Origin of the sequence: Paenibacillus sp. FSL L8-0436 (assembly GCF_038593025.1) — a bacterium.
Lineage (GTDB): Bacteria > Bacillota > Bacilli > Paenibacillales > Paenibacillaceae > Paenibacillus_AQ.
In genome coordinates, this window is sequence record NZ_CP151955.1 from 3,875,505 (window position 1) to 3,889,264 (window position 13,760).

The 13,760-nt window shown below is 44.9% G+C and carries 10 protein-coding genes and 2 pseudogenes; 10 read left to right on the forward strand and 2 right to left on the reverse strand.

Going from position 1 to position 13,760, the window contains the following annotated elements; all coding sequences use genetic code 11:
- Positions 1-20: 20 nt before the first annotated feature.
- A pseudogene (locus NSS79_RS17715) lies at positions 21-828 on the reverse strand (aldo/keto reductase).
- A gap of 492 nt (positions 829-1,320) precedes the next feature.
- On the opposite strand from NSS79_RS17715, the gene NSS79_RS17720 reads away from it, so the two are divergent.
- The 6 genes and pseudogenes from NSS79_RS17720 to NSS79_RS17745 all read left to right on the forward strand — a co-directional run bounded on the left by NSS79_RS17720 (position 1,321) and on the right by NSS79_RS17745 (position 9,650).
- Positions 1,321-2,646 (forward strand): extracellular solute-binding protein, encoded by a 1,326-nt coding sequence (locus NSS79_RS17720; RefSeq protein ID WP_342435503.1) that lies wholly within the window; start codon positions 1,321-1,323, stop codon positions 2,644-2,646.
- Positions 2,647-2,720: 74 nt separating this feature from the next.
- Positions 2,721-4,023 (forward strand): annotated as a pseudogene (locus tag NSS79_RS17725) (hypothetical protein).
- A gap of 147 nt (positions 4,024-4,170) precedes the next feature.
- Positions 4,171-5,133 (forward strand): sugar ABC transporter permease, encoded by a 963-nt coding sequence (locus tag NSS79_RS17730; RefSeq protein ID WP_342435504.1) that lies wholly within the window; start codon positions 4,171-4,173, stop codon positions 5,131-5,133.
- Positions 5,130-5,975, forward strand: a complete 846-nt coding sequence (locus NSS79_RS17735; protein WP_342435505.1) for a carbohydrate ABC transporter permease — start codon at positions 5,130-5,132, stop codon at positions 5,973-5,975. Before NSS79_RS17730 ends, NSS79_RS17735 begins: the two co-directional genes overlap by 4 nt.
- A 200-nt stretch (positions 5,976-6,175) precedes the next feature.
- Positions 6,176-7,912: a sensor histidine kinase gene (locus NSS79_RS17740; protein WP_342435506.1), complete on the forward strand. Its 1,737-nt coding sequence runs from the start codon at positions 6,176-6,178 to the stop codon at positions 7,910-7,912.
- A gap of 118 nt (positions 7,913-8,030) precedes the next feature.
- Positions 8,031-9,650 (forward strand): response regulator transcription factor, encoded by a 1,620-nt coding sequence (locus NSS79_RS17745; RefSeq protein ID WP_342435507.1) that lies wholly within the window; start codon positions 8,031-8,033, stop codon positions 9,648-9,650.
- A gap of 233 nt (positions 9,651-9,883) precedes the next feature.
- On the opposite strand, the gene NSS79_RS17750 is transcribed toward NSS79_RS17745, so the two are convergent.
- Positions 9,884-10,339, reverse strand: coding sequence for a VOC family protein (locus tag NSS79_RS17750; protein WP_342435508.1), 456 nt, complete (start codon positions 10,337-10,339; stop codon positions 9,884-9,886).
- Positions 10,340-10,460: 121 nt separating this feature from the next.
- Here NSS79_RS17750 and NSS79_RS17755 point away from each other — a divergent pair, with 121 nt between their 5' ends.
- The 4 genes from NSS79_RS17755 (at position 10,461) to fetB (ending at position 13,752) form a co-directional block, all read left to right on the forward strand.
- Positions 10,461-11,372 (forward strand): YafY family protein, encoded by a 912-nt coding sequence (locus NSS79_RS17755; protein WP_342435509.1) that lies wholly within the window; start codon positions 10,461-10,463, stop codon positions 11,370-11,372.
- Between the two features lie 115 nt (positions 11,373-11,487).
- Positions 11,488-12,183, forward strand: coding sequence for a hypothetical protein (locus NSS79_RS17760; protein WP_342435510.1), 696 nt, complete (start codon positions 11,488-11,490; stop codon positions 12,181-12,183).
- A 58-nt stretch (positions 12,184-12,241) separates the two neighbouring features.
- Entirely contained in the window at positions 12,242-12,991 is a 750-nt protein-coding gene (locus NSS79_RS17765) for an ATP-binding cassette domain-containing protein (RefSeq protein WP_342435511.1), read from the forward strand.
- Entirely contained in the window at positions 12,988-13,752 is a 765-nt protein-coding gene (gene fetB / locus NSS79_RS17770) for an iron export ABC transporter permease subunit FetB (protein ID WP_342435512.1), read from the forward strand. The genes NSS79_RS17765 and fetB overlap by 4 nt, the downstream gene beginning before the upstream one ends.
- Positions 13,753-13,760: the final 8 nt, after the last annotated feature.

A 13,760-nucleotide genomic window follows, 5' to 3' on the forward strand; every position in this document is an offset into this window, starting at 1 on the left:
TTTTTAGTATCTTAAGATTGTCAGATATCTAATTTACGGTTACCAATCCATTTGACCATTTCAGGATCGCGGTGGGAGAAGAACAAGCTCTCTTTCGTGTCTAACGCCATAATCGCATTCATATCTTCTTCGCTTGCGAACCGATTTTGGAATGACTACAACCTCTCTTTGGGTTAACCAGCGTAAAACGACCTGAGCAACAGATTTATTATACTTTTCAGCGATGGATACCAATAGCTCATTCTGGAAAAGGTTATTCTTTCCTTCAGCAAAAGGCGCCCATGACTCGATTTGTACCTGGTTCTCCTTCATAAATTTTTCACTTTCGATTTGCTGATTGAAAGGATGTGTCTCAACCTGATTTACGGCAGGAACGACTTCATTATGAATAATTAGATCGATTAGGCGGTCCATATGAAAGTTACTTACGCCAATTGCACGGACCTTTCCTTCACGGTACAATTCCTCCATCGCGCGCCAGGAGCCATACACATCACCAAACGGCTGATGAATCAAATACAAATCCAAATAATCCAGTTGCAATCTGTTCAGTGAATTCTCAAACGCTTTCTTCGTGCGCTCGTAACCAGTATCCTGAACCCAAAGCTTCGTTGTGATAAATAACTCTTCTCTTGCAATGCCGCTTCGTTTGATCGCTTTGCCAACGGCTTCTTCATTCAGATAGGAGGCAGCGGTATCAATCAACCGGTAACCACTTGTGATAGCGTCATAAACGCTTTGTTCACACTGACTTTGATCAGCAATCTGAAACACACCGAAACCGAGCACTGGCATTTCTACCCCATTGTTCGAAATTACTTTTTGCATAATATATCCTCCAGAAGTTTAGAAGTATTGTTTCTCAATCGTTTAACGCTTATCCATTACATACTTATTATGCTCCAGATGATAAAGGAATCGTTATATCATTCATGCCATATCATTGCCTAATCCTCTTACTCATCTCATTTAATAGCTCCGTACAACCAAGCAATAGTCTATAAGGAAGCCGTTGTCAGCTGCTTCGGTCTGGACATCAGTGAGGGATAAAGCGCTGGATGTCATGATATGCGGCGCTATCACGGAGTGGACATTATGTGCCTATGTTAATGACGCGTCTATGCTTGGCATGAATAAAGAAATTCCATCCCGATTTTTGCAATTTAATATAGAGAAACTTCCGTTAAAACATATCAATAGATGTGGTATTTCCGTGAGATTTTAAAATAAATCGTGCATCACCCTCATATGAACTTCCATTCATAATTGTTACTATAACGGTGTAGCAAGACAATACAGATTAAATTAGGAGGGTTAAAGATGTTGAAATGGAAGCGTTCTCTTACAGTCTTGGCCATGGCAGCCTTGCTGGGAACGATGGCAGCATGCGGCGGCGGGGCAAAAAACAATGCAGAAACTTCTTCAGAGCCTGCTAGCACAAATACTGCCGAAAAGAGTGCAACAAGCAATGAACCTGTTAAGCTACGAATTATGTGGTGGGGATCCCAGCCGCGACATGAGGCGACCTTGGCTGCGCTGGACTTGTACACAAAGAACAACCCCAATGTTACGTTTGAGCCGGAGTATTCCGGTATGGATGGATACTTGGACAAATTATCGACTCAAGCTGCGGCTAGTAACGCACCAGATATCATTCAGCTTGATCCGGGCTGGATGCCGGACTGGATGTCACGTAACCAATTGGCTGAGCTGGCTCCTGAGGTCGATGTAAGTAAATTTGATGAGAAATTGCTGGCCGGAGGCCAACTTGACGGTAAGCAATATGCTCTTCCTCTGGGTTCGGTAGCGTTTGGTATGGTGTATGACAAGGCTGCTATGGATAAGCTCGGGATTGCGAATCCGACCAATGGCTGGACTTGGGATGATTTCTTCTCCTTGGCCAAGGAATCCAAATCCAAGCTGCCAAGCGGGCAATATTTTACCTTGGACTATGCAGGCAACTACTTTATGTATTCGGCCTACCAATACGCCAAAGGTAAAGGCCAGGTCATCACTGATGATGGGCGCTTCAACGTAGATCAAGCTGCCTACTTGGTATGGACTAAGAAATTTGAAGAGCTGCGCAAGGAAGGACTGGTTCCTCCGGCGGACGTAAACGCATCCGACAAGGAGAATGATCCGCAAATGGACTTGATGGCAGCGGGCAAAGTTTTGTTCCGGTATAGCTTCTCTAATAACCTAGGCACTTGGGACAGTATTAAACCAGGCGCTTACGCACTTGTAACCATGCCGCGTGCAGAAGAAGCAGGCGGATGGTTGAAACCATCCATGTACCTGTCCGTCTCCAAAAACTCCAAGCATACTGAAGAAGCTAAAAAATTCATCAATTGGTTTGTGAATGATCAGGAGGCAGGTAACATTCTGCAAACATTCCGCGGCCTCCCGGCTAACAAGGAAATTTCCGCTTCCCTGGAAGCAAGCATGAGTGATCTGGATAAGGTTGGCTTAGAACTCCTCCGTGCTACTGAAGCGGATGGACAGACCTGGTCGGCTGGAGCGGGAGGCTGGACGAACTTTATTGACAAAGATTGGGTGCTTGTCCGGGATCAGCTCAGTTTTGGAAAAGTTACGCCGGAGAAAGCCTTTGAGCAGTTGAAAGAAGCGGCGCAATCTTACGAAAAATAATTCAAGGCCCGGAACAGCCTTGTTCCGGGCCTTGAATTTATTTCTGTGTAGAGGCTGTACCGAATATTCCGGCCATGCTGGCGCTGGGACATAAAAAGATCAAGATTGATCAATATGCGGGATACAATCATCTTGTTGTGACTGAGCAGGATGATGTTGTTATTCGTTCTGCAGTGAACGAGCTGACTCAAGGCATGGAGGGAATCACAGGGAGAAACTGGCTTAGCGATAGATAAATCATTCAGCACCGGTGTAAGCGATGCTTTTAAAGCGGAGGGTTATGCGCTTCAAACGGACAGCATTACCGGAAATATTGCCATCGGAGCAGCTACTCCCGCAGGTGTATTATATGGAGTGTTCCATCTGCTGCGAATCATGGGTACAGGGGGCTCTGTTCAGAATTTGAATATTTTGGAGAACCCTGTCAATCAGCTGCGCATGATCAACCAGTGGGATAATATGGACGGGAGCGTGGAACGGGGGTATGCCGGGGAATCAATTTTTTATGAAGCTAACCGGGTAACAAGCAATCTTCAGCGTATTCAAGATTACGCCCGCCTGCTGGCCTCCAGCGGAATCAATGCGATCGCCATTAATAATGTGAATGTCCACCGGGTGGAGAGCAGACTGCTAACAGAATTCCTGCCGGATGTGGCGAAGCTGGCAGCTATTTTCCGCAGCTATGCCATCAAGCTGTTTCTGAGTATCAATTATGCTAGTACCATAGAGATCGGCGGTCTCTCATCGGCAGATCCGCTGGATTCAGACGTCCGAGAATGGTGGATGACCGCAGCGTCGGAAATATATGAAGAAATTCTTGATTTTGGAGGATTTCTGGTAAAGGCCGATTCGGAGAACCGGATTTATGAATCGTATACAGCCCCGCTGGGCGTTGGGTTTATGGTCAATCCTGACCATCACTACGGCCCTAATGTGGATGGATATGAATATTCAATGTGGGGTACTTATCACTTCGCAGACTGTTATGGTATGGGTGTGGACCGCACTACAGCAACAGGAACCGGGTATACCTCCCAATATGCCCCTATTAACATGGAACTGTACGAGTCGCTCGAGAGCTGTCCGGATGAACTGCTGCTTTTCTTCCACCATGTCCCATATACGCATGTGCTTCATTCTGACAAAACTGTGATTCAGCATATTTATGACACACATTTTGAAGGCGCGGAGCGGGCAGCTGGATTGTTAGATGTCTGGAAGCTAGTGAAGGGACAAGTGGATGAACAGGCGTACCAGCATGTAGCAAAGCGTCTTGCGGAGCAGGCTGAGCATGCTAAGGAGTGGCGGGATAGAATCAATACGTACTTCCTCCGGAAGAGCGGCATTGCTGACCAATGGGGAAGAACAATTTATTAATGATTCTTCTAAATGGGGGAGCGGTGGATACCGCTTCTTTTTTTTGTCGTTATATTTTGAAAGAATTCGAGCATTCCCCTCCTTTAGCGGATGATAAGCGGATTATATACTTAAAGTATAAAAATTAACCACAAGAGGTGACCACAGATGAACCGTTCCACAGCCACTGTAGCCCAATCTGCTGCGCAGACGAAAAAAAGCTCATACTTTCGAAGCAGATGGAACGCTCCGCTTGCAGGCTATTTATTTATTTCGCCCTGGCTGATCGGCTTTCTAGCGCTTACGGCGTATCCGTTATTTTTATCACTGTACTATTCGTTTACCGACTACACTTTAATGCAGCCTATGAAGTGGATTGGGACCCGCAATTATGAGCGTATTTTTACAGCGGATCCTAAATTCATCCAATCTGCTAAGGTAACCTTCACTTATGTGCTGGCTTCCGTACCTTTGAAGCTTATAGCGGCTCTCTTTGTCGCTATGATACTCAGCAAGGCGGTAAAAGGAATAAGCTTCTACCGCACGGCGATCTATTTCCCGTCACTTATCGGAGGGAGTATCGGGGTATCGCTGCTCTGGCGCAACATTTTTGGTGTAGACGGGGTCTTTAACAAACTGATTGGCGTCTTTGGCTTTGAAGGAAAGGGCTGGATTACAAGTCCCGATACGGCACTTGGCACGCTGATTCTGCTGACGGTCTGGCAATTCGGCTCCACCATGGTTATTTTTCTGGCCGGCCTGAAGCAAATTCCTAATGATCTGTACGAGGCGTCTTCTGTGGATGGGGCCAATAAAGTAACTCAATTCTTCAAAATCACACTGCCGATGCTTTCACCGATTCTTTATTTCAACCTGATTATGGCAGTCATCGGAGCCTTCCAAATGTTCACTTCCGCATTTGTGATTACGAACGGCGGGCCGATGAACTCCACTTATGTGTATGCGATGTATTTGTATGAACGGGCATTCAGCCGTTACGAGCTGGGGTATGCTTCAGCACTTGCCTGGATTATGCTGGTCGGAATTATTGCAGCTACTGTACTGATCTCCTACACCTCGAAGTATTGGGTATTCTATGAAACAGACACTGGAGGGAAAAAACGTAAATGACAACACTAAAATTGAAGCCTGCGTTTCGCCATCTGTTCATGATACTCTTCAGTTTCATTATGGTTTACCCGGTTCTCTGGTGGATCGGTGCTTCACTGAAACACAGTACAGAGCTTGGCTCACCGTCGATTTTTCCAGCTGTCCCCCAATGGAGCAACTTCACAAAAGGCTGGAGTTCGGTTCCAGGACACACCTTTACGGATTTCTATCTTAATACCTTCGGACTTGAGTTTGCCGTAATCGTCGCAACGCTGTTATCCTGCACACTGGTTGCCTTCGGTTTTGCGAGATTGGATTTTCCGTTGAAGAATTTCTGGTTCTCCATCCTGATGCTGACCTTAATGATGCCTGGACAAGTGCTAATCATCCCTCAATACTCATTGTTCTACCAGCTCGGCTGGGTGAATACGTATCTTCCGTTTATCGTCCCCCATTTGCTTGCCGGTGGGGCAGGCGGCAGTTTCTTCGTCTTCCTGCTGATTCAATTTATTCGCGGTGTTCCAAGAGAACTTGATGAATCGGCCAAAATTGACGGGTGTTCCTGGTTCGGTATCTTTTGGAGGGTTGTTATGCCTCTCGCCTTTCCAGCGATCGTTACCGTGACGATCTTCTGCTTCTTGTGGAATTGGGACGATTTCCTGGGTCATCTCCTGTACATCAACAGCGTGGACAAGTATACTGTTGGACTCGCGCTGCGTATGATCAATGACTCGCAATCAGCGGCGGAGTGGGGTCAACTGCTTGCCATGTCACTAGTGTCAATTCTTCCAGCAACTATTGTCTTCATGTTCCTTCAGAAGTATTTTGTTGATGGGATTGCAACAACGGGAATAAAAGGATAAGATGCAAGTGGAAACGGCTTTGCCGTCCTCAAAAGGACGGTATCTGTTTCAGCGAGAAATAGAAGGATAATATATAGCGTGAAACATATAAATTCTTATCTTTTTAAAAAACATCAGCCCGTTAACGGTAAAGCTTCGAATACCCTTCGCAGCTTTACCGTTTATTGTGTCTGAACCGGAGTTGAAGGAAGGTAGAGCGTTTGAGCAATCCTTTTAAAAAATACAGAATTGACCGCCTGTTTTTTCATAGCTTTGCCATAGTGCTTATTGCGGTTATCGGTGTTACAGCATGGACAAGCTACAGCAATTCATCCAAGGCGCTCGTAAAGACTACCTCCTATTACCAACAGCAGTTGCTGGATGAGTTGAATAATGAAATTACGACCCGGCTAGTCATGATCGAGCAGATTTCACTGTCCAGCTCGCGCGACAGCGAGCTGATAAATTTTCTCCTGAACAGGCAGGATGAATTTGAGAGATACCGCAGACGTTCAGGTGTAGAAAGTGCACTCGCGAATTTGACCTATGCGATCCCGCTGATTCAAGGGATTGACCTGTATATGGATAACCCTATCCTAAGTGAACGGCAAAGCTACATCCAATTCCGGAACCTTACGGATCTCAACAAGCAGGAGGGGGCCGGATGTCTGGCGAAGAGCGACTTTTGCTGGTCCAAAGAGTATAATTTCACCAGCCCGCAAGGTGAGGTTCCGGTGCTCAGCTTTTCCAGAAAAATAATAAATGAGAATGACTATTTAGGTGTCCTTGTCGTCCACATCAAGGCCAACGAGATCCGGAAACTGCTAACCGGCAATTCCGACGGATCTAACCGGATCATGGCAAGCAGCGAAGGACAGCAAATTATGAAAATAGGCGATGCCATTGACCAGAATGACTGGTCCCAGTGGATTGATCTCAAAAGCAATAAATCGGGCTATGTCCATATTCCGGCAAATGATGAATCGCGTGATACACTGCTCGTCTACTCCAGAATGGATAATTCCATCTGGACACTAATTGAATTTACGTCTTGGAAACAGATCACGGCAAGCAGCCTGAAGCTGGCAGAATGGATCGGTTTAATTGGTATTGCTGCAGTGCTGTTGGTACTGCTCTTGACCCACTTTTTAAGCAAGCAATTTACCAAGCCGATCAAAAAACTCGTAACTGCGATGCGGCTATATTCCGTAGGAGGCGACAATGTAGAACTTCCGGTGGATTATGAGAATGAATTCGGTTATTTATTCTCCGGTTACCGGAAGCAGAACGAACGGATTGAAGAACTATATCTCTCTCTGGAGCGCCGTTATGATCAGCAACGTAAAGCTGAAATTGAGGCGCTTCAGGCTAATATCAATCCACACTTCCTATATAATATGCTGGATCAGCTCAACTGGATGGCGATTGAGGCCGGACAAGACGAACTTAGCCGCATTTTGGAGCTGATGGGACGTATGTTTCGGATCGGCTTGTCCAACGGCAACAGCTTCATCACAATAGCAGATGAACTGCTGCATATAAAGTGTTATCTGGAAATCCAGCAGCTGCGCTGGGGAGAAGGGCTTGAATACAGGATTGAGGCAGTGTCTGAGCTACAGGAGTTATACATTCCGAAGCTTACACTACAGCCGTTCGTGGAGAATTCTATCGTTCATGGACTCAACAAACAGAAAAGCGGCTATGTGTCTATCGTAATGGAGAGAAAGGGAGATGCTCTGCATATTGTCATTGAGGATAATGGTGCCGGACTCAAGCAGCCTGAAGACAGGTCCCATAACCGTCATACAGGAGGCTACGGTATACACAATGTGAGAGAAAGAATATCCGGTTACTTCGGGGAGAGTTATGGAATTGCACTAGGAGAACGTGAAGAAGGTGGAACAATAGTGGAAATAACGCTCCCGCTGCTGACAGATCCTCTAACCAAAAAGGACTGATCCCTAATAGATAGTTCCATGGTCAATATACAAATGCACATATTATTTTGGTAAGCGCTTCCGTTGACATGAGATGCAGCCGTACTTTCGTACTTAAGGAGTTAAGGAGGTAAGTGTAATGTGGAAAATCGCAATCATTGATGATGAGCGCCAAGTCCTGAAGGGGATGAAACGGGCGATTCCCTGGGATGAGCTGGGAGCTGAGTGGGTTGGAGAAGCTATGAACGGAGAAGACGGACTGGAGGTAATCCGCCGTACCCTACCGGACATTGTGATCACTGATCTTTATATGCCCGTGATGAGTGGTCTGGATATGATGGAGCAGCTTAGGAAAGAAGGATTCCAAGGCAAAATCATTATTCTGAGCGGTTATTCAGATTTTGAGCATGCGAGACAGGCTCTAAGGTTTCATGTGACCGACTATGTCTCTAAGCCAATCAGTCTGCCGACGTTAAAATCGATTCTAAGCAATGTCGTACAGGAACTTGAGGAAGCGGAAGAGAAGCGAATCAGGCAGTGGGAGCTTGAGTTTAAAATGACGATGTATGAGCCTTTTGTTGAACTGGAGTGGGTTCGCTCCGCAGCTGTTGGTACCCTGGGCCATACATACAGAGACAGCACACCTCTTCCCCCGTCATATCTTTTTTGGCAGGAGCGCAAGCATGTCACTGTCGGAATCGAGCTGATCCGTGATGAACGAGCCAGATGTCTATCCGTCTCTGATTGGAACCTTTTCCGGTTTGCGGTCAGCAATATTGCTTGTGAAGTAGCGCGTAAGCTGTTCCCGGATCTGGAATACACAGAGCTGCACAGTACCAGAACATTACTGATTATTCATCCGGATGCAGGGCAGCTCGAACAGTTAGAAGACAAGCTGGAAGAACTGGGAATCCGGCTGATTGACAGCATCGGCAGCTATCTCAAGCTGGTTACACGTATAGGAATCGGAGGAGTGAAGGATACATGGACCAAGCTTTCCGACTCGACAGAGGAAGCTTTCCGCGCGATGGATCAAAGAGCATTACGGGTCGCTTCCGCACATGAAGTGTATATGTACCGGGAGAACAGCAGCAGCGAACCGGGAAATGTCGCCCTTTTTCCGGTCAAGTTCTCGTATAAGCTGGCAACAGCAATGAAGGCATCTCAGGAAGCGGAAGCCCATCAGCTTGTGCTGGAATATATAACGGAAATGAAAAAGCAGAAGGGGATATCACAGGGATACGTACAAATGCTTGGAAGCGAGCTATGGGGAATTATAACCTACTCGTTGTATGAATCTGGCTTTGTACTGGATGACCTGTTCACCAATGACCAGATTGCCAAGGAAATCAGCAGCCTGATCGTACCGGACCAGCTGGCAAGCTGGCTTATGGACAAAATCACTAAGATCTGCAGCAACAGGCAATGGAAAGGAAGCAGCAAGCATCGGCAGGTTGTCGATTTCATGACCAGTTACATTCATGAGCACTATGCGGAAGAGCTGACACTCGCCGAGCTTTCGGATAAGGTATTCATTTCGCGGAACCACTTGTCTATTATTTTTAAAAATATTACTGGAGAAACCTTCAATAACTACCTGACCCGGGTTCGGATCGAGAAAGCGCGGGAGTTACTCATGGAGCGGAATATGCTGGTGTATGAGGTGGCGGAACGGGTCGGCTATAAGAATATTCCCTACTTCAGCACATTGTTCAAGAAAATAACCGGTATGAACCCTACAGAACTTATAAAAAGCTAACGCTCCCGAAGGACAGCATGCTCTATAAACGGAGAGCAGTTCTCCAGCATAAGCCGTTAATTGAAAACAAGTTTCCTTACTATAACCGTCAATAGATAGTTTTTGCCTACGACAAGGGGCTGTTTTGCGTGAAAAAAGTGAAAACCGGACCGGGCAGGGGATTATCCCTATCCGGTCCGATTATTTTTTTCATCCACTTTGTGCTTATTCAGCAGATTGCGGGCAAGCGAAGGCTACACGGCTAAACGATCAAGGAACTTATAGGCGTCGCTATTAAACTTCCAAACAACACCAAATTTATCAACCAACATTCCGAAGCAGGAAGACCAAGGCATTTCTGATAACGGCATAATAATATAGCCTCCCACAGACAAATTGGAAAAGTAATTTTCCAGTGCCTGTTTATCATCAATAACGATACTAATCAGTATATTATTGCCTTTAACAAACTCGCCTGTTACTTTCTTCATCGAAGGCAGAAAATCCGACATCATAATTTGTCCACCAGCGAATTCTAACGATGACTCCATAATCATGTTCAACTCATTTTCTGGCATAGGGTGGTTTGGATCTTGTGGAAAATCCTTAAATTTCACTTTTTTTACTTTACTTGAATTCAGAGCTTCTGAATAAAACTCAATGACCTGCTCTGTATTCCCATCAAAGTTCAAATATGCAATAACTGACATGAAAAAACCTCCTCCTTGTAATACATGAAGTATAAGCTATAATAGGTGACAGCTATTTTGTCACCTATTATAGCTTTGGCATAATTTTTTTACCTTAAAAGGAATATCAGGGAGGGACAATATGAATAAAATTGAAAGATTAATATCTATAGTAATGATCTTGCTGCAAAAGAATGTTGTTTCCGCAACCGGATTTGCACAATTATTTAACGTGTCCAAAAGAACGATTCTACGGGATATGGAAACTCTCAGTTTGTCTAATATACCTATTTATTCTATAAATGGAGTTAAGGGCGGATACGGGATTATGGATGAATACAAATTAGACAAACGACTTTTAAGCAGTAAAGACTTAGAGAATATCCTAACCGCATTAGGCGGATTGGGACAAATTCTATTTAGTGACGAAGTTGAGCTAACTCTTAAAAAAATCGAATCAATGATAGGCTCAACAACCTGGAAAGGTTCAATTCACCTGTCATTTTATGATTGGGACGGTCGTTCTGAAATTCTTCAAATACTAAAGACTTGTCAAGAAGCAATAGTGCAAGGAAGATTACTTAGCTTCGATTATATAGATGGAAATGGAGGGAAGACGAACAGAATGATCGAGCCATACCAGCTTCATTTTAGTGAAAGGAGTTGGTATTTGAAGGGGTTTTGTTTAAATCGAATGGAATATCGGACTTTTAAATTGTCCAGAACAGATAATCTTCATATCGATATCAAAACATTTGTTCCTAGAGATTTTTTGACTGAGCAAAAAGCCGAACAACATTATCAACCGGAATTAATTACAATTAAAGCATTGATCTCGCATAGCATAAAAGATCACTTTATTGAAAGATACGGGCAGAAAAGGATTGAAGCCTATAATTCTGAATTTTTAATAGCTACAATAGATGTGCCGCAAAACCATATCGGATTCCGGTTTTTGGCTAGTTTTGGATCTGAATTAGAAATCATAGAGCCTCAAACATATGTTGAAGATTTTCGAGAGTTTCTAAATGTCATGATAAAGAAATATGCCTAAAGAATCTCCATTGCATATCAGCTGGCCGAATGGCTTTTTAGAAAGGTACCGGCACTGGATAACATTCAGCCATATGAGCTGCTTCAAGTAATTCAACCGACTAAGGGGAGTCTTTATGAGAACGATTGGTTATGTACTAATAATACTTTTTAATATATTCCTTTTATCTGCTTGTAATAGTAGCAATGTTAATTCCAGTGACCATCCTTCTTCCAAATCCGATGTGGTAGAAGAACAACCATTGAAAGATATAAATACATTAATACCATCTGGATGGAGAGTACTAATTCAAGATGATGAACCTGTTACAACAGAAGGTGATTTGAATAAAGATGGAATTACGGATGTTGCAATGATAATTGAGCAACTACAACCTAATACAGAAGAGGCTCCTGAACGGTCCTTACTAATAGCGTTTGGAACAAATGATTCTTACTTGTTATCAATAATTGCAGACAAAGTCATTTTAAAATCGGATGAAGGAGGCGTTTGGGGAGACCCTTTTGAATCTCTTTCAATTGATAGAGGATCTGTTGTCGTTAGTGATTATGGAGGAAGTAACTGGAGATGGTACAACAAATATAAATTTAGATTTCAAGATAATGAATGGTATATGATCGGGGCGACGATGGGAGAATACTTTTCTGGAAATGCAACTCAAGAAGCAGCAGATGAACAAGACTATAACTTACTAACTGGAGATTATATTATCAAGAAAACAAATGAAGATGGGAAGATGATAACGGAGCGGGGAAATAGAGGGAAGCGACAATTAATAAAACTCAAAGATTTCAATATTGAGAACATGTAAATGACAGAATAGAAGAATTGATTATCGCCAAGCTTTTTGGCGGAAGGGAGGATTCGCGTTGAGTGGATTATTCGAAATATCTAATCTGTCCAAATACCATTGGGACACTGGAAATCATGCATCTAGATATCTGTTCTCACACATCTCTGCTCAACTCCCGGAGCCGGAGCGGATTGCTCTCATAGGTGCTTCAGGCCAAGGGAAAAGCACGCTGCTGCGGATACTGGCGCTGCTGGACTCTCCCGATGAAGGCGATTTGATCATGGAAGGTGTCTCGTTCAAGGATATAAATCCCCGGCAATGGCGCATGGCAGTAACTTATGTAGCACAGCAAGCGGTAATGCTGCCAGGCAGTGTGGAGGACAATTTACGGCTGGTCAGCCGGCTGCACGGTACTCCTTATGATTCGATTCTTGCCGCACAGCTCATAGAGCAGCTCGGTCTCGATTATCTGGATCTCGGGAAGAAAGCGGCAGACTGCTCAGGCGGAGAGAAGCAGCGGATATCGCTGATCCGTTCATTGCTGCTCCGTCCCCGGATACTGTTGCTGGATGAAATCACAGCTTCACTGGATATGAACAGTACCCAGAAGGTTGAAGCGCTGCTGCTAAATTGGCATCAGGAGAAAGGCACCTCCTTCGTATGGGTAACGCATGATCTGGAACAGGCCCGCAGAATCAGCAGCAGAACATGGATTTTGAGCCAAGGTAGCCTGCAGGATCATAGCAGCGATTGCTTATTTAAGGAACCGGTAGTGGAACTGGCCCGGAAATATATCCAGAGTACGGAAGGGGGAAAGCACTCATGAGCTTGACCGCGCTTAGCTTTACACTGCTGTTTGTCATCGGAACGATGCTGATCTCCATCTGGCAGAAGCTTGGGTTGGAAAAGGACATAGCCATAGGCACAATCCGTTCTGCCGTTCAGCTGTTGGCGGTAGGTTATGTGCTGCAGTTTATTTTTCAGGCGGAGCATATGGCCTTTGTCATTTTAATTATTATTTTTATGATTGGTGTTGCTTCATTTAATGCCGCCAAGCGAGGCAAGGGGCTGCCGGGGCTGGTATGGAGGATTGCGGTGGCAATTTCCGCCTCGGAGCTAATGATGATGGGAATACTGCTCGGATTGCATATTATCGATGCTACACCGCAATATATTATTCCGATCAGTGGAATGACAATCGGAAGTGCTATGGTCGTCTCCGGCCTATTCATTAACCAGTTTAAGCATGAGGTTCAACAGAACAAAGGGGAAATCGAAACACTGCTGTCCCTGGGTGCAACCGCTCAGCAGGCAATGCAGACCGTCAGAGCCAGGGCTGTGAAATTCAGTATGATTCCTACGATTGACGGCATGAAGACTGTGGGGCTTGTACAACTGCCCGGGATGATGACCGGAATGATTATTGCTGGAGCCAATCCGGTCATAGCCGTGCGTTATCAGATACTCATCGTCTTCTCTTTCACATCATCCGCTGCCATCACGAGCATACTGCTTAGCGTACTCATTTACCGGCTGTTCTTCACTGCCGGCCTACGTCTGCAGCTGCCGGGAGCCGGCAAATATTAGCTCATGAG